Below are 18911 nucleotides of genomic sequence, written 5' to 3'. Positions count from 1 at the left end.
CTCACATCCGGAACAGGCCGAAGCGCGTCGGCTCGATCGGCGCGTTGAGGCTGGCCGAAAGGCCCAGCGCCAGCACGCGGCGCGTCTCGGCCGGGTCGATCACGCCATCGTCCCACAGCCGCGCGGAGGAATAGGTGGGGTGGCCCTGCGTCTCGTACTGCGCGCGGATCGGTGCCTTGAAGCCTTCCTCCTCCGCCGCGCTCCAGCTTCCGCTCCTGGCCTCGATGCCGTCGCGGCGGACGGTGGCGAGGACGGAGGCAGCCTGCTCCCCGCCCATCACGCTGATGCGGGCATTGGGCCACATCCAGAGGAAGCGCGGCGAATAGGCGCGGCCGCACATGCCGTAATTGCCGGCGCCGAAGCTGCCGCCGATGATCACGGTGAATTTCGGCACGGCGGCGGTGGCCACGGCCGTCACCATCTTGGCGCCATCCTTGGCGATGCCGCCGGTCTCGTACTTCTTGCCGACCATGAAGCCGGTGATGTTCTGCAGGAAGACCAGCGGGATGCCGCGCTGGGCGCAAAGCTCGATGAAATGCGCCCCCTTCTGCGCGCTCTCGCCGAAGAGGATGCCGTTGTTGGCCACGATTCCCACCGGATAGCCCCAGATATGGGCGAAGCCGCAGACCAGCGTGGCGCCATAGAGGCGCTTGAACTCGTCGAACTCGCTGCCGTCCACCAGCCGCGCGATCACCTCCCGCACCTCGAAGGGCTTGCGGCGGTCGGCGGGGATCAGGCTGTAGAGGTCCTCCGCCGGATAGAGCGGGGCGCGGGGCTCGCGGATCGCCAGGGAAGGGCGCTTCGTGGCGTTCAGGCTGGCGACGATGTTCCGGGCGATGCCCAGCGCATGGGCGTCGTTCTCGGCATAATGGTCGGTGACGCCGGAGGTGCGGCTGTGGACATCGGCGCCGCCCAGCTCCTCCGCCGTCACCACCTCGCCGGTCGCGGCCTTCACCAGGGGCGGACCGGCCAGGAAGATGGTGCCCTGGTTGCGGACGATGATGCTCTCGTCGCACATGGCGGGCACATAGGCGCCGCCTGCGGTACAGCTTCCCATCACCACCGCGATCTGCGGGATGCCCTGCGCCGACATGCGTGCCTGGTTGTAGAAGATGCGCCCGAAATGGTCGCGGTCGGGAAAGACCTCGTCCTGCTGCGGCAGGTTGGCGCCGCCGGAATCCACGAGGTACAGGCAGGGCAGGCGGTTCTGCTCGGCGATCTCCTGGGCGCGGAGGTGCTTCTTCACCGTCAGCGGGAAATAGGTGCCGCCCTTCACCGTCGCGTCATTGGCGACGATCATGCATTCGCGCCCCGAGACGCGGCCGATCCCGGCCACCATTCCGGCCGAGGGCACCTCGCCGCCATACATGCCCTGCGCTGCGAGCTGGCCGATCTCCAGGAAGGGCGAGGCCGGATCGATCAGCGCCCGGATGCGATCGCGCGGCAGCAGCTTGCCGCGCCCCAGATGCTTCTGCCGCGCCGCCTCGCCGCCGCCGAGGCGGACCTGCTCGGCCAGGGCACGCAGCTCGTCGGTGACGGCGCGCATCGCTTCGGCATTGGCGCGTGCCTCGGCGCCGCGGGGATCGAGGGCGGTTTCCAGGACTGGCATGGCCCGCGCCTCACGCCGTTTCACGGAAGAGTTCCCGCCCGATCAGCATCCGGCGGATCTCGCTCGTCCCGGCGCCGATCTCGTAGAGCTTGGCATCGCGCAGCAGGCGCCCGGTCGGGTATTCGTTGATATAGCCATTGCCGCCCAGGCACTGGATCGCCTCCAGCGCCATCCAGGTGGCCTTCTCGGCGGCGTAGAGGATCGCGCCCGCCGCGTCCTTGCGCGTTGTCTGTCCCCGATCGCAGGCCTGCGCCACGGCATAGACATAGGCGCGGCAGGCGCTGAGCGTGCTGTACATGTCGGCCAGCTTGCCCTGCATGAGCTGGAACTCGCCGATCGCCTGGCCGAACTGCTTCCGCTCGTGCACATAGGGGAGCACGACATCCATGCAGGCCTGCATGATGCCCAGCGGCCCGGCGGCGAGCACGGCGCGCTCGTAGTCCAGCCCGCTCATAAGCACGTTCACGCCCCGGCCGAGGCCGCCCAGGATGTTCTCCTCCGGCACCTCGCAATCCTGGAAGACCAGCTCGCAGGTGTTGGAGCCGCGCATGCCGAGCTTGTCCAGCTTCTGCGCCGTGGAGAAGCCCCGGAAGCCCTTCTCGATCACGAAGGTGGTGATGCCGCGCGGCCCTGCCTCCGGATCGGTCTTGGCATAGACCACCAGCACATCGGCATCCGGCCCGTTGGTGATCCACATCTTGTTGCCGTTGAGCACGTAGCGGTCGCCGCGCTTCTCGGCCCGCAGCTTCATCGACACGACGTCGGAACCCGCGCCTGGCTCGCTCATCGCCAGCGCGCCGATATGCTCGCCCGAGATCAGCTTCGGCAGGTAGCGCTGCTTCTGTGCCTCGCTGCCGTTGCGCCGGATCTGGTTGACGCAGAGGTTGGAATGCGCGCCGTAGCTGAGCCCGACCGAGGCCGAGGCGCGGCTGATTTCCTCCAGCGCCACGACATGGTCGAGATAGCCCATGCCGGCGCCGCCCAGCTCCTCCGGCACGGTGATGCCGAGCAGGCCGAGATCGCCGAACTTGCGCCAGAGATCGTTGGGGAAGGCGTTCTCGCGGTCGATCTCCGCGGCGCGTGGAGCGATCTCCCGCCGTGCGAAGGCGGAGACCTGCTCGCGCAGGGCCTCGGTGGTCTCGCCCAGGCCGAAATCCAGCCCCTGGAAGCCACTGGACATGCGTAACCCTCCCCTGAACGCGCACGCTTGGACATGGGGCCACTGACGGGCCTCGTTGCAAACGAACATACGTAAGTTTATGCTGGCTGGGAAGAGGTCAAGGAAACGATGGCGCGTATCGCAGGCTCGAAAGGCCCCCGCACGGCGGCGCTGATCCGCGAGGTCGGGCTGACCCTGATCCACGAGCATGGCTTCGAGGCGATGAGCCTGCGCGACCTCGCGGCGGAGGTCGGAATCCAGCCCGCCTCGCTCTACAACCATATCTCCTCGAAGCAGGAACTGCTCTTCGGCCTGGTGCGCGAGCATATGGAGGCGCTGCTCGCCAGCACGGAGGCCGCGCTGGACGCCGCGCCGCCCGATCCCCGGGGGCAGGTGCGCGCCTTCGTGGCGCATCACCTGCTCTACCACATGGACAAGAAGCGCGAGGTCTATGTGGCGAATTTCGAGCTGCGCGCGCTGGAGCCGCGGAACCGCGACGCCATCCTGGCCCTGCGCCGGGGCTATGAGGGCCGGCTCATCGCCCTGCTGGACGCGGGCGTCGCGGCGGGGGGATTCGCCCTGGCCGATACGCGGGTCGCCGCCTATGCCATGCTGGCCATGCTGACCGGCGTCTGCACCTGGTACCGCCCGGACGGTCGCCTGACGCCGGAGGAGGTGGTGCGGCTGCACACCGACCTCGTTCTCGAAGGCTGCCGTCGCCCGGAGGAGGCATTGCCGGCCTGACCGCTCCGACACCATGCCGGGGCTGGAATCGGGGTGCTGTCCGGTGCATTCGTGTCATGGGGGAAATGACGCGATTCATGCACGCATGAAGATAATCTCAAGGGATACACAAACTCACTGCGTGTGGAAAACCCATGCCGGGTCCGTAGTCTCGCGCAACCATGACGAATTCTGTTTCCCGTTGCGTTGCAGCATATTACGCAGATCGGCAAGTTTTCCGAGGCAAGGACAGGAATGAAAGCCGTCGCGACACTCTTTTCGGCCCTGATGCTGGCGGCATGGGCCTGCCCGGCAAGGGCCGCGCCCACCGGGTCGGCGCCCGAGGTGATCCAGAAGGTCGTCTACCACAACAACGGCGGCAGCGCGGATATCTCGATCTTCATCAAGGCGGAGATCTTCTTCCGCCGCCATGTGCTGGGCGAGGATGTGACGGGCGAGGCGAACGCGCCCTACTTCAACGGGCTGCTCGACAATATCCGCAACCACATCAATGCGGTCGGCAAGGAGCATGTGCGCATCGCCGTGGTGGACCATTCCGCCGGCGTGGATATGCTCAAGCTCGCGATCACTGACAAGGCGATCGCGGGCAAGCTGGATGCCCTGCGCGCGGATGGCGTGCGGTTCCTTATCTGCGCGAACACGCTCAACGCGCGGCACATCTCCCTGGGCCAGCTCCATGGGGCGAAGCCCGAGGATGTCGTGCCGAGCGGCGTGGCCGAGATCGCGACGCTGGAACAGGTGGGCTACGTCTATATCCATCCGTGAGGCCATGCGGACCGTGGAGCCGGAGCTCAGGCCTCGCCGCCGTCCTGGTGGTGTGGCCGGTCCTGCCCCAGCAGGCGCTCCGCGATTCCGGCGAAGAGATCCACTCCCTGCGGCAGGGCCGCCTCGTCGAAGTCGAAATCCACCGCGTGGTGAATGCCCTTGAGATCGGCGCCCAGCAGGAAGTAGGTCGCGCTGCCGCCCTGTTCCTGCACCCGGCGCAGCATCAGCGTGGCATCGTCGCCGCCGCCGATCGGCCATTCCGGCTCGATCCGCGTGATCCCCGGCACGGTGCGCGCCACGTCCGCGACGATGGCGGCGGCCTCCGGGCTCGGCGTGGCGCCGATGCTGCCGCCCATCTCCTCGATGCGCAGCGCGACATCCTGCATCGCCGCCGCCCCGGCCAGCACTTCCCGCGCCCGGCAGTCCATGTAGTCCAGTGCCGCCTGCGAGCCGCCGCGTACCTCCAGCACGAGGTGGCAGGAATCGGCGATCACGTTGCGGCCGCTGCCCGCCACCATCCTTCCGACATTCACCAGGGTCGGTGCCTCGGCATGGCGGCTGATGGCGTGCAGGTTCAGCGCCGCCGTGGCCCCGGCCAGCAGGGCGTTGCGCCCTTCCTGCGGTCCCATCGCGGCATGCGCGGCGCGGCCTTCCAGGAAGGCATCCAGCTTGTTGGAATAGAGGAAGCCCGTGGCCACCGGCGCCACCGTGCCCGAGGGCAGCAGGCAGCCGAGATGCCCGGCGAAGAAATGGTCCACCCCGTCCACGACGCCGGCAGCCACCATGGGCCGGGCGCCGCGTCCGCCTTCCTCGGCGGGCTGGAAGATCAGGCGGATCGTGCCCCGCCAGCGCGCGGTCGGCGATGCGAGGCGGGCGGCCAGGGCCAGGCCGATGGCGGTGTGCCCGTCATGGCCGCAGGCATGCATCACCCCGGCGCGGCGCGAGCGGAAGCCCTCCCTGTTCGGCGCATGGTCCAGCACCTCCGTCTCCCGCACCGGCAGCGCGTCCATGTCGAAGCGGAAGGCGAGCACGGGGCCGTCGCCGCGCCGCAGCTCCGCCACCACCCCGGTCTGGCCGCCCGGCATGCGCGCCACCCATTCCGGCGGCGCGCCGGCCGCCAGCGCCGCCTCACGCGCCGCCACGGTCTCGGCCGGGGAGGGGCGGCCGGGCATCTCGCCCTCCACCATGACCTCCGGCCCCGCCTTCACCGACCAGCCGAGCCGTTCCAGCGTGACGGCCACCTTCGCGGCGGTGCGGTATTCCAGGAAGCCCAGCTCCGGGAAGCGGTGCAGGTCGCGCCGGATCCGCACCACGCCGCCATCGTTGGCGCCGGTCGCCGCGGCGAAATCCAGATCCGTTCCCATTTTCGGCTCCATGCCTGGTTCCTTCCGCCTCTGCTCATGTGCGGGGCAAGCCTGCCCGCGATACGGGCCGAAAGACACCCACGCCCCTGCCGGGGCAAGGGGCCGGGCTCCGCCGGCGGTTGACGCGCCGCCGCCAGGGGGCGGAAAGTCGCGGCCCGCCGATCATCCCCGTTCCGCCAGAAACGCCCGATGGGAGAAGCCCGATGAACGTGACCACGCCGCCCTCCAGCCTCCCGCCCGCCAGCCTACGGGGGATCAGCGAGGAGGAATGGAAGATCCGCTGCGAGCTCGCGGCGCTCTACCGGCTCGTCGCCTATCACCGGATGACGGACCTCATCTACACCCATATCAGCGCCCGCCTGCCGGGGCCCGACCACCACTTCCTGATCAACCGCTACGGCGTGATGTTCCACGAGATGCGGGCCAGCGACCTGGTGAAGATCGACCTGGAGGGCAACGTGATCGAGGAGGACGCTTCCTCCAAGCCGGTCAATGCCGCGGGCTTCACCATCCACTCCGCGATCCACATGACGCGGGATGACGCGGCCTATGTCGTCCATACCCATACCAGCGCCGGCATCGCTGTCTCGGCGCAGAAGGAGGGGCTGCTGCCGATCAGCCAGCACGCGCTGAAGTTCCATGGCCACCTCGCCTATCACGGCTACGAGGGCATCGCGCTGGACCTCGACGAGCGCGAGCGGCTGGTCGCCGATCTGGGGCAGCACAAGGCGATGATCCTGCGCAACCACGGGCTGCTGGTCACGGGCCGCACGGCGGCGGAGGCCTTCAACAACATCTACTACCTGGAGCGCGCCTGCCAGGCGCAGGTGGCGGCGCTCTCGGCCGGCATGGACCAGATCGTCTTCCCGCCGGAGGAGGTGCGCCTGCGGACCGCGGAGCAGTTCAACCGCTCCGACTCCCCGCATATCTACGACCTCGCCTGGACCGCCGCGCTGCGCCTCGTCGATGGCGACAAGGTGGATTATCGTTCATGAAGTGAGCCGGGCCGCGCCCGGCCGGAGGAAAGCGAGGTTTTCCGCGCTTTTCCGTGGAATGGGCGCGGCCTCCGCTGCGGCCGCGAAGGCTGGGCAGGGGGGCGGGGAGGGGAGTAGACAGGAACTCATTGCCGGAGTTGCCTGGTTCCCATGTTCCGCCGATCCGCTTTCCGGAAGCGACACCTGGCCCTTCTCCAGGTCCCGATCCTCGCCGGGTTCCTGGTTCTCGCCCCTCTCGCCTGGGCGCAGCCGCCCGATACGGTCTGGCTCGACCAGCTCACCTGGACGGAGATCCGGGCCGCCACCCAGGCCGGCAAGCGTACCGTCATCATCCCCGTGGGCGGCACGGAGCAGAGCGGCCCCTTCATCGCCGTGGGCAAGCACAATGCCCGCGTGGCGGTGCTCGGCGAGCAGATCGCCCGGCAGCTCGGCAATGCCCTGCTCGCCCCGGTGATCGCCTATGTGCCGGAAGGCAACATCAACCCGCCCAGCTCGCACATGCGCTTTCCCGGCACGATCAGCATCCCGCCCGAGGTCTTCGAGGGCCTGCTGGCCTCCGCCGCCGAAAGCTTCGCCGCGCATGGCTTCACCGACATCGTGCTGATCGGCGACCATGGCGGCTACCAGAAGAACCTGCGGCATGTGGCCGACCGCCTGAACCGCCAATGGGCCAAGGGCCCGGCGCGGGCGCACTACATCGCGCAGTACTACGACACCATCGAGAGCAGCTTCGCCCCGGCCCTGCGCGCCCGTGGCCTGGGCGACGACATCGGCACCCATGCCGACCTCATGGACACCGCCCTGACGCTCGCCACCCGCCCCTCCCTGGTGCGGCAGCAGGCCCTCCAGGCCGCGACCGAGAAACCCGGCGCGGCCCAGGGCGTCTATGGCGGCGACCCGCGCCCGGCCACGGCGGAGCTCGGCCAGATCGGCACCGGCGCCATCGTCGCCCAGACCGTGGCCGCCATCCGCCAGGCCACCACGCCGCGCCGCTGACCCGCCTTCCGCAGCCGGGAACATGCCGGTTCACATGCCCGCGCCCCGGCCCCGCCACCCCCTTCGCCCGAGGCGCGGCTTCGTGTTCACGAACCGCACCGCCCCCGGGCGCCCCACCCCGGAAATGGTCCCCGTGACCATGGGCCCGTATCGAGGAATACGCCTGCCGATGTCCCGTTCCGCCTCCCGCCTGCTGCTCCTGGCGATGCTAGCCGCTCCCGCTGTTCTGGCCCGGCCGGCGCTGGCCCAGAACACGGCCCCGGCCGCCGTGCAGACCGTGCCCGGCATGCCGCCCGTGACCGTGCCCGGCAACATCTACAGCGAGACCACCAGCGACAAGCTGGCGCCGGTGGTGCGCAGCGACCTGCCGCGCGTCTATGTGCCGAACCTGCGCTCCAACGATGTCTACGTCATCGATCCCGGGACGATGAAGGTCGTGGACCGGTTCAAGGTCGGCCGCGGGCCGCAGCATGTCGTGCCGTCCTGGGACCTGCGCACGCTCTGGGCGACCAACAATGCCGAGGGCAAGGAGGATGGCAGCCTCACGCCCATCGACGCCGCCACCGGCAAGCCGGGTGAGGCCATCCCGGTGGACGATCCCTACAACATGTACTTCACGCCGGACGGCAAGTCGGCGATCGTGGTGGCCGAGGCCCGCAAGCGCCTCGACTTTCGCGACCCGCACACGATGGCGATGCAGTTCTCCATCGACACGCCGGACTGCCGTGGCATCAACCACGCCGATTTCTCCGCCGACGGGCGCTACGCCATCTTCACCTGCGAGTTCGGCGGCCGCCTCGCCAAGATCGACATGGTGGAGCACAAGGTCGTCGGGTACCTGAAGCTGTCCAAGGGCGGCATGCCCCAGGACATCCGCGTGGCGCCGGACGGCCGCACCTTCTATGTCGCCGACATGATGGCCGATGGCGTCTTCGTCCTCGACGGCGACCGCTTCGTCGAGACGGGCTATGTCCCGACCGGCGTCGGCACGCATGGCCTCTATCCCAGCCGCGACGCCAAGGTGCTCTACATCGCCAACCGCGGCTCCCATAAGGTGCATGGCGCGCGCAAGGGGCCGGGCAGCGTCTCGGTGCTCGACTTCGCGAGCGGCAAGGTCGTCGCCAACTGGCCCATCCCCGGCGGCGGCAGCCCCGACATGGGCAATGTCAGCGCCGACGGGAAGACGCTCTGGCTCTCGGGCCGCTTCGACGACGTGGTCTATGCCTTCGACACCACCACCGGCGCGGTGAAGCAGATCAAGGTCGGCGCCGAGCCACATGGCCTGACCGTCTGGCCGATGCCGGGCCGCTACTCGCTGGGTCATACCGGCATCCTGCGCTGAGGGCGCCGTCCAACCCTGGGGGCTTCGTGGGTTGCGGCGGGCTGGCGCCTGATACGGCTGGCGGGGCTCGCCGATCCGCGGGTGTGCCCCCGGTGGGCGCGTGGGGGTCCGAGGCGGGATTCGTGGGGTTGGCTGAGCGGCACGGCGCGGGAGGCATGTGCCGCCCCATTCCTGCGGGGCAGGGCATCCGGCCATGCGGGCTGTTTTATCGCTTTAGTGTTTTAGGATTTTAAGCCTTTTCCGGTTGAAAGGACGCGGGTTTCAACTGGCGTGCCGGATGATGGCTGATCCGACTTCTGTTCTGGAACAGGTGACGCCGTGGCGGGCGGTGTGCGAGGCGCGCTCAGCCTGAAGCGCCTGGAAGGGCCCGGTGGGACAGCGTATGCCGGCGCTGTCGGCCAGGCTTGGGCGGGACGCTGTCGGGCCAGCCGGGGATTGCCCGGAGGGCGCTGTGGAGTGCGCGGTTGCGGCGTGTGAGTTGACTTTATTCCTATACGGAGGAATGGGTGGAGAAGCAAGAGGTGTTTGCGGTGGCTGTGTCCCCCCCCGGCCGGCGGCGTGTGCCAGGGAAGGGGAGGTCCAGGACCTTCAGGACCCTGGCGGATAGGGGGCTGGGGAAAGACGCCGCCTTTCCCCAGGGCAGCGGGAGCCATCCGCCCGGGCGTCCAACGAGACCTCCTGAGCGGCGTTGGTGGGGCATTGCTGAAGCAGCAGTTTTGAGGTAGCGCTCCTGACGATAGATAGTGTCATAGCCTGGAAATATTCGAAATGTGGGATTGGTTCCCCATAATCTTCTTTCCATTCAAGATTCTCGTGTTGGGCACGGGCATGTTCTTCTCTATCAAGTGGCATCACGATCAAGCGAAGAAGAAAAAAGAAACCAGCGGATCATAAGCGCCCGCCGGACACACCTTTGACGCCTCAGATGGGCCGTCCGATATCCATTGGTGCAGCAGCAGTTCACCAGGGCGGCTATTGGGCAGCGTCGGCAGGCGGGTCGGCACGTCCTGGAAATCGGCACAAGGCCGGTTCATGGTGGATGCCGGCGCGACGTTCCTAGCCCCCCGGCAGGGCCACCGGCGCCTCGTCCTTGAGGCCGATGCCGCTCAGCTTGCGCTGCCGGGCCTCGCGCATCAGCCAGGCCAGCTTCTCCGCCGCGCCCTCGTGCGACAGGCCGCCATGGCTGTGGATGTTGGAGATGCAGTTGCGCCCGGAATCCTGGCAGCCGGTGCGCGGCGCGTAGGTCAGGTAGACGCCCAGGCTTTCCGCCACGCTGAGGCCGGGCCGCTCGCCGATCAGCATGGCGCAGAGGGTGGCGCCGAGCGCCTCGCCGATCTCGTCGCCCAGCGCCACCCGCGCCTGGGTCGCCACCACGACGGGCGCGATGCGCCAGCCCTTCAGCCGAGCCAGCGTGGCGCGGAGGACGGCGGCCGCGTGCTTCTGCACCGCCAGCGCCGAGAGCCCGTCGCCGATCACGAAGACCGCGTCGTACTCGCCGCGCGACAGCAGCGCCCGGCTTTCCGGTGCCAGCCGCCGGCCCAGATCCGGCCGCCGCAGATAGGTGCCGCGATCCCCTGCCGCGCTCCGGACCTCCACCGCCTCCAGCGGTGACAGGGCCGCCCGCAGCGCCGCCGTGTCGAGCGGCGTGTGCACGGCATCGCGGGCCAGCGCATGGGCCATCTGGAAATCCAGCACATCGGCCAGCCTCATGGCATCGCCGCTGCGCCCCAGCCCGACACGTGCCCGCGTGGCGAGACGCAGGCGTTCCCAGAAATCCTCCGCCATGTTCAGCCGCCTTCCTCGCGGTCCTGGGCCATGGCGAGCAGCCGTGCCGCCTGCGGGCTCTGCGGCAGGGGCGGGCGCATCCGCCCGTCGGCGCCCAGCATCTCCATCCGCTCCAGCCAGGCCTCGAATTCCGGCGCGGGCCGCAGGCCCAGCATGGAGCGCAGCGCGAGGATGTCGTGGAAGGAGAGGCTCTGGTAGTTCAGCATGATGTCGTCCGCGCCCGGCACGGCGATCAGGAAGTTCACCCCCGCCGCGCCGAGCAGCACCATCAGCGCGTCCATGTCGTCGCCATCGGCCTCGGCATGGTTGGTGTAGCAGGCATCGACCCCCATCGGCAGGCCGAGCAGCTTGCCGCAGCAATGGTCCTCCAGCCCTGCCCGGGCGATCTGCTTGCCGTCATAGAGGTATTCCGGCCCGATGAAGCCGACCACCGTGTTCACCAGAAGCGGCCGGAAGGCGCGGGCCACCGCATAGGCGCGGCATTCCAGCGTCTGCTGGTCCACCCCGTGATGCGCCTCGGCGGACAGGGCCGAGCCCTGGCCGGTCTCGAAATACATCACGTTGTCGCCCGCCGTGCCGCGCCCGAGCGACAGCGCCGCCTCCCGCGCCTCGCGCAGCGTGGCGAGATCGACGCCGAAGCCGCGATTGGCGCCCTCCGTCCCCGCCACGGACTGGAAGACGAGATCCACCGGCGCGCCCAGCTCGATGGCGCGGATAGCGTTCGTCACATGCGTCAGCACGCAGGTCTGGGTCGGGATCCCGTAGCGTTCGCGCAGCGCATCCAGCATCCGCAGCAGCTCCACCGCGTTGCGGACGCTGTCCGTCGCCGGGTTGATGCCGATCACCGCGTCGCCCGAACCGTGCAACAGCCCGTCCAGCACGGAAACGGCGATGCCGCGCGCGTCGTCGGCCGGGTGGTTCGGCTGCAGCCGGCTCGCCAGCCGCCCCTCCAGCCCGATCGTGTTGCGGAAGGCCGTCACCACCCGGCACTTCCGCGCCACGGCGATCAGGTCCTGGTTGCGCATCAGCTTCGACACCGCCGCCACCATCTCCGGCGTCAGCCCCGGCGCCAGCGCGGCCAGCGCCGCCGCATCCGCCTCGTGCGACAGCAGCCAGTCGCGGAAATCGCCCACCGTCATGTGCGACACGGCCGCGAAAGCCATGGCGTCATGCGTGTCGAGGATCAGCCGCGTGACCTCGTCCGCCTCGTAGGGGACCACGCTTTCCGACAGGAAGGCCTTCAGCGGCAGTTCCGCCAGCACCCGCCGCGCCGCCACCCGTTCCGCATCCGACCCGGCGGCGATCCCGGCCAGCTCGTCGCCTGAGCGCCTGGGCGTCGCGGCCGCCAGCAGGTGCCGCAGATCCTCGAAGCGGTGGCGCTCCCCGCCCGCCAGCCCGGCCCGGCCCGTCATCCGCCCGCCTCCTCTCGCCCGAACCCGGCCAGCACAGCCGGGGCGCCGCCCGGCGGCAAGCGATTTCCGTGCCCGGATGGTTCTGGCCTTGGCGTGGGTGGCTCTCCCCGGGGGAAAGGCGCCGCCTTTCCCCCGGACCCCCTATCCGCCAGGACCCTGCGGGCCCTGGACCCGATGAGTTGGTTCTGACGGATGCCGGATCGCGCCGGAGAGCGATGCTCTCCGGCGGGCTGCCGGTGCCGCGAGCGCGGAGACGGTGTCTTTCTTCTTTTCGGGAGCCCCGCGTTTCCACCTGTTTAGGGGATCAGGCGGCAGGGTAACGGCCGCCACAGGCGCCAACGAAAGGCGGGGCCCGGGGACATACCATGTCCCCGGCGGAGAGGGGGGGCGGAGCCTCTCTGCCGGGGGCTGCCCCGGGCGCCGCGCCCCGCCTTTCCCCGAGGACGGAACGGCCCGCGAAAGCCGGGGCGGGAGGCTGGACAGGGGCGGGAGCCGGTCGTTTGATGCCCGCCCTGAGGAGCGGTGATCCGGGAACCGGACGCCAGCGACGGATGACAGGGCAGGAGTGCATCATGGCCACGCTACGCAGCCAGAACTGGTTCAACGACCCCTCCGACCCGGATATGACGGCGCTCTATCTGGAGCGCTACCTGAACTACGGCCTGACGCCGCAGGAGCTGCAATCCGGCCGCCCGATCATCGGCATCGCCCAGACCGGCAGCGACCTCGCCCCCTGCAACCGCCATCACATCGAGCTGGCGGAACGCACGCGGGCCGGCATCCGCGACGCCGGAGGCATCCCGCTGGAATTCCCCTGCCACCCGATCCAGGAGACCGGCAAGCGACCCACCGCGGCGCTGGACCGCAACCTTGCCTATCTGTCGCTTGTCGAGGTGCTCTACGGCTATCCGCTCGACGGGGTGGTGCTCACCACCGGCTGCGACAAGACCACGCCCGCCCTGCTGATGGGCGCCGCCACGGTGAACATCCCGGCCATCGTCCTGTCCGGAGGCCCGATGCTGGACGGGCACTACAAGGGCAAGCTGGCCGGCAGCGGCACCATCATCTGGGAGGCGCGGCGCCGCATGGCGGCGGGCGAGATCGGCTACGAGGAGTTCATGGCGCTGGCCGCCGCCTCCGCCCCCAGCGTCGGCCACTGCAACACCATGGGCACGGCGCTGTCGATGAACTCGCTGGCCGAGGCGCTGGGCATGAGCCTGCCCGGCTGCGCCTCCATCCCCGCCCCGTACCGGGAGCGCGGGCAGATGGCCTACGTCACCGGCAAGCGCATCGTGGAGATGGTCCACGAGGACCTGACGCCGCGCAAGGTGATGACCAAGGAGGCCTTCGAGAACGCCATCATGGTGGCCTCGGCGCTCGGCGCCTCCACCAACTGCCCGCCGCACCTGGTCGCCATCGCGAAGCATGTCGGCGTCGAGCTCAGCCTCGACGACTGGCAGCGTGTCGGGCACGAGCTGCCGCTGCTGGTCAACTGCCAGCCCGCCGGCGCCTATCTCGGCGAATCCTTCCACCGGGCCGGCGGCGTGCCGGCGGTGATGCGGGAGCTGCTGGATGCCGGCGTGCTGCATGGCGGGCCGGTGGGCGTCAGCGGCCGCCCGATCGCCGAGAGCCTGGCCGGCGTGACGGTGGAGGACCGCGACGTGATCCGCCCCTTCTCCGCGCCGCTGATGCCGGAGGCGGGGATGCTGGTGCTGCGCGGCAACCTCTTCGATACCGGCGTGATGAAGACCTCGGTGATCTCCAGGGAGTTCCACGACCGCTACCTGTCCAACCCCGGGGACCCGGATGCCTTCGAGGGCCGCGCCATCGTCTTCGAGGGGCCGGAGGACTACCACAAGCGGATCAACGACCCGGCGCTGGAGATCGACGAGTACTGCATCCTCTTCATCCGCGGCTGCGGCCCGGTCGGCTATCCCGGCTCGGCGGAGGTGGTGAACATGCAGCCGCCCGACGCGCTGATCCGGCGTGGCGTCAACGCGCTGCCCTGCATCGGCGACGGGCGGCAGAGCGGCACCTCGGCCAGCCCCTCCATCCTCAACGTCTCGCCCGAGGCGGCGGTGGGCGGCGGCCTCGCCCTGCTGAAGACGGGCGACCGCGTGCGCTTCGACCTGCGCGCCCGGCGGGTGGACCTTCTGCTGCCGCCGGAGGAGATCGCGGCGCGGCGCGATGCCCTGCAGCCCTATGTGCCGAACAACCAGACGCCCTGGCAGCAGCTCTACCGCGAGCGGGTGGGGCAGCTCTCCGACGGCGCCTGCCTGGACTTCGCCACGGCCTATCAGGATGTGGTCCATACCAAGGGGATGCCCCGGCACTCGCACTGAGGCGCATCGCCCGTCCTGTTCCTGACCACCCCAGCGCCGTCCCCGGGCCGATCCCCGTGCGGACGGCCCGACTGACGGAAACGAGTTTCATGACAGATCCGCGCGCCGCCACCGAGGCGCTGCTCCAGGCCCGCCGCAGCCGCGACTGGATCGCCGTCCTGCCCGACGGCGCCCGGCCGCAGGACGAGGCCGAGGCCTATGCCATCCAGGACGCGGTGGCGGCGGCGCTGGCGCCGGAGCAGGGCGGCATCGCCGCCTGGAAGGTCGGTGCCGCCAACGCCGAGGCCCCGCCCTTCGCCGCGCCGATCCTGGCCGGCACGCTGCGCTTCGACGACAGCCCCTTCGCTCCCGGCTTCTTCCAGGTGATGGGGGTGGAGGCCGAGCTCGCCTACCGCATGGGCCGCGACCTGCCGCCGCGCGCCGAGCCCTATGCGCCGGAGGAGGTGCTGGACGCGGTGGCCAGCCTGCACCCGGCCATCGAGATCGCCGACACCCGCTTCATGGGGCTGAACACCACCGACAGGCTGAGCCACCTGGCCGACCAGCAGAGCCATGGCGCCCTGATCGTCGGCCCGGCGCTGGCGGACTGGCGCGGCGTCGTGCCCACGGCGCAGCCCTTCATCCTGCGCCTGAACGGCCAGGTGGCGGCGGAGGGCAGGGGCGGCAACCCGGGCGGCGACCCGGCGCGGCTGCTGCACTGGATGGCGAACCATGCCGCCGCGCGCACCGGCGGGCTGAAGGCGGGCGACGTGGTCACCACCGGCTCCTGCTGCGGCGCCATCCCCGTGCCGCCGGGCACGGCGGTGGAGGCGGAGTTCCCGGGTATCGGCACGGTGCGGACCGCCATCGGCTGAACGGGACGCCCCCAATCGGCGGGCCGGCCCGTACCCGGAGCGGACCGCCGTGGGGCGCATCGCCCGGGAACGCGGACGCCGCGCCCGGGACGATGAGCCGGTGCCCTGGCGGGGCGGATGCGGACGGGCCGGGAATGCCCTGGCCGGACCTGTGCGGAGGGCCGGAACGGGCAATGGTCCCCCTCGGCCGGATGTTGAAACGCTGCCGGAGTGACCATGTGAGGCGCGTGGGCACGGAGCCACAGGGAGGAAGAAGATGAGCCAGAAGCCGGCGATCCTGGTGATGTCGAAACTGATGCCGGCCATCGAGGCCAAGCTCGAGGCGTCCTTCGAACTGCACCGCCTGCCCCCGCCGGGTGAAAGGGACGCCTTCCTGCGCGAGACGGGGCCGCACGTCCGTGGCGTCGCCACCAGCGGCACCGCCGGGCTGCCGGGCGCGGTCATGGAGGCGCTGCCGGCGCTGGAGATCGTCGCGGTCAACGGCATCGGCGTGGATGCGGTGGACACGGAGCAGGCCAGGCGGCGCGGCATCCCCGTCACCGCGACACCCGGCGTGCTCACCGACGATGTCGCCGATCTCGGCATGGCGCTGATGCTCGCCGTGTCGCGCAACCTCTGCAACGCCGACCGCTTCGTGCGCGAGGGGCGCTGGGAGCGCGAGACCATGGCGCTCGGCCACAAGGTCAGCGGCAAGCATCTGGGCATCCTGGGCATGGGCCGCATCGGCCGCGCCGTGGCGCAGCGCGCCGCGGGCTTCGGCATGACCATCGCCTACAACGACCTGCATCCGGTAGAGGGCCTGCCGGACTACCGCTTTGTCGGCTCGCTGGTGGAGCTGGCGCGGGAATCCGACTTCCTGGTGATCACCGCCTCGGGCGGGCCGGAATCGCGCGGCCTGGTCAATGCCCATGTGCTCGACGCGCTGGGGCCGGAGGGCATCCTGGTCAACATCGCCCGCGGCTCCATCGTCTCGGAGCCGGCGCTGATCGCGGCCTTGCAGGAAAGGCGCCTGGGCGGCGCCGGGCTCGACGTCTTCGCCGAGGAGCCGCATGTGCCCGAGGCGCTGCGCCGCATGGAGAACGTGGTGCTGCAGCCGCACCGCGCCAGCGCCACGGTGGAGACCCGGCTGGCCATGGGCAACCTCGTGGTGGAGAACCTGCGGGCGCATTTCGCCGGGCAGCCCCTGCCGACGCGGGTGGCCTGACGCTCCTTCGGGGGGGGGCGTGCAACGGGCGGCGGGGGGGGCCATCGCCGGCCCGGGAGCGGCCATGCTAGCCTGCCCGGGCAACGGGATGCAGGCAGGGCCGCTTGAGCTTCCAGATCACGAAGTCCCTTTCGCTGCTCGCCCAGCCGAGCTTCCTGCTGTTCCTCTGCCTCCTGTTGGGGACCCTGCTGGTGTGGCGCCGCTGGCGGCGCAGCGGGCTCACGCTTCTCGGCCTGGCGTCGGGGTTCCAGTTGCTGCTGATCCTGCTGCCGATCGATTCCTGGCTGCTGGCACCGCTGGAGAACCGCTTCCCGCAGCCCGATCCGCCCCCGGCCCATGTGGATGGCATCATCGTGCTGGGCGGGGCGGTGCGGACGGAGATGACCGAGGTGCACGGCACCCCCTCGCTCAACGGCGCGGCGGAGCGGATGACCGCCTTCGTGGGGCTGGCCCGGCGCTATCCCGGGGCGCGGCTGGCCTTCACCGGCGGCAGCGGGCGGCTGGTGGCCGGGCATGTCACGGAATCCGAGGTGGCGCGCCGCCTCTTCGAGGAGCTGGGCCTGACCCGGCCGGTCATCTACGACGAGGAGTCCCGCACGACCTACGAGAACGCGGTCTTCCTGCGGCAGAAAGTGCGGCCCGCGCCGGGGGAGACCTGGCTGCTGGTGACCTCCGCCTGGCACATGCCGCGTTCGGTCGGCGCCTTCCGGCGGGCCGGGTGGGAGGTCCTGCCCTGGCCGGTCGATTACCGCAGTGGGGCGTCCTATGGCGAGACGCTGGAGAACAGCCTGCCCGATAAGCTCGGCAACCTCGACGGCGCCGTGCATGAATGGCTGGGCCTGCTCGGCTACCGGCTCATGGGGCGTAGCGCCACGCTCTTCCCGGGGCCGGGGGAGTAGACGCGGCCGCCGGGTTCAGCCCTTCCCGGCACCTTTCTGCGCGCCCTCGGCACGGCGCCGGGTCAGGGAGGCCGCCACGGGCGGCGGGCGGCCCGGCTCCGCCCCGTTCGCCGTGCCCATCGGCCCCGTCAGGGCGCGATGCACCTCGGCGATCAGGTTGGGCAGGTCGGTGGTCTGCACCGCGTTGTTCGAGACATGGGCCGCCACGATCTGCACGGTCAGCGACACCGGATCGCGCTTCTTCGGGGCCAGCAGCCCGGGGATCTGCTTGCGGGGACGCTTCCGCGCCAGGGCCCCCGGCTGCAGCAGGACGCCGAGGCTGCCCAGCCCGGCGCCGGCCAGGAGGGCGGCGGCGGCATCGGCGCGGACTTCCTCGCTCCCGGCCTGCGCGGACGCCGCCACGGGCTCGGGTTCCGGGGGCGCGACGGGCTGCGCGGCAACTTCCCCGGGCGTGGCTTCCGCCTGGCTGTCCGTGGTGCCGCGTGGGGTGTCCGGGGAAGCCTCCTGAAGGGCCAGAGCGGGCTGCTCCGGCGCAGGAGGGTGTGCCCTGCCACCGGCCCGGCGCGGTTTCGCAACGCTGCCCGCCGGCGGGGCGGCGGCCGGGGGAGGCGAGGCCGGAGCATCCTGCGCAGGAGGTGCCTCCACGGCCGGGGGTGTCTTTTCCCGGGGTGCGGCATCCTGGGGCAACGAAGCCTGAGGGGCCGGCGCCTGGGCTGCCCCGGCCGGCGGCGCATCGGTGGGCGGAGCCGCGGCATGGCCGCCGGAAGGCCCTTCGGAAAGGCCGGGGGCGGGCGCATGCGCGAGAAGGCGGCGCAACGTGCCGGCGGTTTCGTGGAAGCCGTCCCGGCGGCTCACGACAAAGGCCTTTCCGTCCAGCCAGAAGATCCGCTGCTGCATGGACAAGCGATGGATCTGGGATTCGGTCGCCGGCAGGAAACGACAGCCGAGCGATTCCGCGATCGCATACTGCTCGCGCGTCAGTTGCACCGATGAGTTCTCATAATATCTGTAGAACCTGTGCGAAGGGCAGGTGGGACAGGGCTTGGCGGAGACTTGTCACCGGCTGTCAAACCCTGCGTTCCAATCTGTCTTCCGTCACGAAGTTCCTGGCCAAACAACGATTGCGAATGCCTTTCAGGCCCTCTGCGGAAACCGGTCCCGCCTGAGTCAACCCTGCGCTTCTTCCCGGCGCCCATCCGGATCATGGATCGGGGCGGGTTTTGCCCGCTTCCATCCACAGAGGCAATCCATGGATGCCGATGCCCATGGGAAAGCCGGGCCGCGGACCGGCGGGCGCGATAACGCGAAGTCCTGTCCGCCACGGCATTCTGCGCGCAAGTGGCACGGGATGCCAGCGCATTTTCCGGAACCCGGCGCGCGCCGGGGGCCATGGCGGGGCGGGGCGCACGGCCTTGCGCTGCGGTCGTTCCGGCCGGCGCAA

16 protein-coding genes are annotated in these 18911 nt (G+C 70.2%); 10 read left to right on the top strand and 6 right to left on the bottom strand.

From position 1 onward, the window contains the following. Position 1 precedes the first annotated feature (1 nt). Entirely contained in the window at positions 2–1609 is a 1608-nt protein-coding gene (locus CTJ15_RS15125; protein ID WP_058389312.1) for a carboxyl transferase domain-containing protein, read from the bottom strand. Positions 1610–1619: 10 nt separating this feature from the next. Further along, positions 1620–2789 (bottom strand): isovaleryl-CoA dehydrogenase, encoded by a 1170-nt coding sequence (locus CTJ15_RS15120; RefSeq protein ID WP_058389311.1) that lies wholly within the window; start codon positions 2787–2789, stop codon positions 1620–1622. 108 nt (positions 2790–2897) lie between these two features. Between CTJ15_RS15120 and CTJ15_RS15115 the strand changes: the two genes are divergently transcribed. Together CTJ15_RS15115 and CTJ15_RS15110 are read left to right on the top strand one after the other, a co-directional pair. Then, positions 2898–3512 carry a TetR/AcrR family transcriptional regulator gene (locus CTJ15_RS15115; RefSeq protein ID WP_058389310.1) on the top strand — a complete coding sequence of 205 codons (615 nt, stop codon included), beginning with the start codon at positions 2898–2900 and terminating at the stop codon, positions 3510–3512. 267 nt (positions 3513–3779) lie between these two features. Then, positions 3780–4277 carry a DsrE family protein gene (locus CTJ15_RS15110; protein WP_079253526.1) on the top strand — a complete coding sequence of 166 codons (498 nt, stop codon included), beginning with the start codon at positions 3780–3782 and terminating at the stop codon, positions 4275–4277. Between the two features lie 26 nt (positions 4278–4303). Here CTJ15_RS15110 and CTJ15_RS15105 read toward each other — a convergent pair whose 3' ends face one another. After that, positions 4304–5653, bottom strand: coding sequence for an amidohydrolase (locus CTJ15_RS15105; protein ID WP_075821359.1), 1350 nt, complete (start codon positions 5651–5653; stop codon positions 4304–4306). A 191-nt stretch (positions 5654–5844) separates the two neighbouring features. On the opposite strand from CTJ15_RS15105, the gene CTJ15_RS15100 reads away from it, so the two are divergent. The 3 genes from CTJ15_RS15100 (at position 5845) to CTJ15_RS15090 (ending at position 8974) form a co-directional block, all read left to right on the top strand. Next, positions 5845–6636 carry a class II aldolase/adducin family protein gene (locus tag CTJ15_RS15100; RefSeq protein ID WP_058389309.1) on the top strand — a complete coding sequence of 264 codons (792 nt, stop codon included), beginning with the start codon at positions 5845–5847 and terminating at the stop codon, positions 6634–6636. A 150-nt stretch (positions 6637–6786) separates the two neighbouring features. After that, on the top strand, positions 6787–7632 hold the full coding sequence (locus CTJ15_RS15095; RefSeq protein ID WP_075821358.1) for a creatininase family protein: 846 nt from the start codon (positions 6787–6789) through the stop codon (positions 7630–7632). Between the two features lie 169 nt (positions 7633–7801). Further along, a complete protein-coding gene (locus CTJ15_RS15090) occupies positions 7802–8974 on the top strand; it encodes a YncE family protein (protein ID WP_019460805.1) in 1173 nt (390 codons plus the stop codon). Between the two features lie 1056 nt (positions 8975–10030). Here CTJ15_RS15090 and eutC read toward each other — a convergent pair. Continuing rightward, positions 10031–10759, bottom strand: a complete 729-nt coding sequence (gene eutC, locus CTJ15_RS15080; RefSeq protein ID WP_075823183.1) for an ethanolamine ammonia-lyase subunit EutC — start codon at positions 10757–10759, stop codon at positions 10031–10033. Between the two features lie 2 nt (positions 10760–10761). Further along, a complete protein-coding gene (locus CTJ15_RS15075) occupies positions 10762–12171 on the bottom strand; it encodes an ethanolamine ammonia-lyase subunit EutB (RefSeq protein ID WP_019460808.1) in 1410 nt (469 codons plus the stop codon). Positions 12172–12743: 572 nt separating this feature from the next. Between CTJ15_RS15075 and CTJ15_RS15070 the strand changes: the two genes are divergently transcribed. From CTJ15_RS15070 to CTJ15_RS15055, 4 genes are all read left to right on the top strand, one after another. Then, positions 12744–14513 (top strand): IlvD/Edd family dehydratase, encoded by a 1770-nt coding sequence (locus CTJ15_RS15070; RefSeq protein WP_083755578.1) that lies wholly within the window; start codon positions 12744–12746, stop codon positions 14511–14513. An 89-nt stretch (positions 14514–14602) separates the two neighbouring features. Then, positions 14603–15367 carry a 2-keto-4-pentenoate hydratase gene (locus CTJ15_RS15065; RefSeq protein WP_058389154.1) on the top strand — a complete coding sequence of 255 codons (765 nt, stop codon included), beginning with the start codon at positions 14603–14605 and terminating at the stop codon, positions 15365–15367. A gap of 256 nt (positions 15368–15623) precedes the next feature. Beyond that, a complete protein-coding gene (locus CTJ15_RS15060; RefSeq protein ID WP_075822898.1) occupies positions 15624–16571 on the top strand; it encodes a 2-hydroxyacid dehydrogenase in 948 nt (315 codons plus the stop codon). Positions 16572–16675: 104 nt separating this feature from the next. Next, on the top strand, positions 16676–17470 hold the full coding sequence (locus tag CTJ15_RS15055; RefSeq protein ID WP_058389966.1) for a YdcF family protein: 795 nt from the start codon (positions 16676–16678) through the stop codon (positions 17468–17470). 15 nt (positions 17471–17485) lie between these two features. On the opposite strand, the gene CTJ15_RS25155 is transcribed toward CTJ15_RS15055, so the two are convergent. Further along, positions 17486–17872: a MucR family transcriptional regulator gene (locus tag CTJ15_RS25155; protein ID WP_058389965.1), complete on the bottom strand. Its 387-nt coding sequence runs from the start codon at positions 17870–17872 to the stop codon at positions 17486–17488. Positions 17873–18265: 393 nt separating this feature from the next. Between CTJ15_RS25155 and CTJ15_RS24405 the strand changes: the two genes are divergently transcribed. Beyond that, a complete protein-coding gene (locus CTJ15_RS24405; RefSeq protein WP_155985199.1) occupies positions 18266–18463 on the top strand; it encodes a hypothetical protein in 198 nt (65 codons plus the stop codon). Positions 18464–18911 lie beyond the last annotated feature (448 nt).

Origin of the sequence: Roseomonas sp. FDAARGOS_362, from assembly GCF_002754815.1 — a bacterium.
GTDB lineage: Bacteria > Pseudomonadota > Alphaproteobacteria > Acetobacterales > Acetobacteraceae > Roseomonas > Roseomonas mucosa.
This window is presented reverse-complemented; position numbering and strand designations above follow the sequence as displayed.

What these genes read in the sequence shown, in the direction of transcription:
- CTJ15_RS15070 (WP_083755578.1), top strand. Translation starts at nt 12,744, where the DNA reads ATGGCCACGCTACGCAGCCAGAACTGGTTCAACGACCCCTCCGACCCG.
- CTJ15_RS15100 (WP_058389309.1), top strand. Translation starts at nt 5,845, where the DNA reads ATGAACGTGACCACGCCGCCCTCCAGCCTCCCGCCCGCCAGCCTACGG.
- CTJ15_RS15095 (WP_075821358.1), top strand. Translation starts at nt 6,787, where the DNA reads ATGTTCCGCCGATCCGCTTTCCGGAAGCGACACCTGGCCCTTCTCCAG.
- CTJ15_RS15105 (WP_075821359.1), bottom strand. Translation starts at nt 5,653, where the DNA reads ATGGAGCCGAAAATGGGAACGGATCTGGATTTCGCCGCGGCGACCGGC.
- CTJ15_RS15110 (WP_079253526.1), top strand. Translation starts at nt 3,780, where the DNA reads ATGCTGGCGGCATGGGCCTGCCCGGCAAGGGCCGCGCCCACCGGGTCG.
- CTJ15_RS15115 (WP_058389310.1), top strand. Translation starts at nt 2,898, where the DNA reads ATGGCGCGTATCGCAGGCTCGAAAGGCCCCCGCACGGCGGCGCTGATC.
- CTJ15_RS24405 (WP_155985199.1), top strand. Translation starts at nt 18,266, where the DNA reads ATGCGCGAGAAGGCGGCGCAACGTGCCGGCGGTTTCGTGGAAGCCGTC.
- CTJ15_RS15125 (WP_058389312.1), bottom strand. Translation starts at nt 1,609, where the DNA reads ATGCCAGTCCTGGAAACCGCCCTCGATCCCCGCGGCGCCGAGGCACGC.
- CTJ15_RS15075 (WP_019460808.1), bottom strand. Translation starts at nt 12,171, where the DNA reads ATGACGGGCCGGGCCGGGCTGGCGGGCGGGGAGCGCCACCGCTTCGAG.
- CTJ15_RS15090 (WP_019460805.1), top strand. Translation starts at nt 7,802, where the DNA reads ATGTCCCGTTCCGCCTCCCGCCTGCTGCTCCTGGCGATGCTAGCCGCT.
- CTJ15_RS15060 (WP_075822898.1), top strand. Translation starts at nt 15,624, where the DNA reads ATGAGCCAGAAGCCGGCGATCCTGGTGATGTCGAAACTGATGCCGGCC.
- eutC (WP_075823183.1), bottom strand. Translation starts at nt 10,759, where the DNA reads ATGGCGGAGGATTTCTGGGAACGCCTGCGTCTCGCCACGCGGGCACGT.
- CTJ15_RS15065 (WP_058389154.1), top strand. Translation starts at nt 14,603, where the DNA reads ATGACAGATCCGCGCGCCGCCACCGAGGCGCTGCTCCAGGCCCGCCGC.
- CTJ15_RS15120 (WP_058389311.1), bottom strand. Translation starts at nt 2,789, where the DNA reads ATGTCCAGTGGCTTCCAGGGGCTGGATTTCGGCCTGGGCGAGACCACC.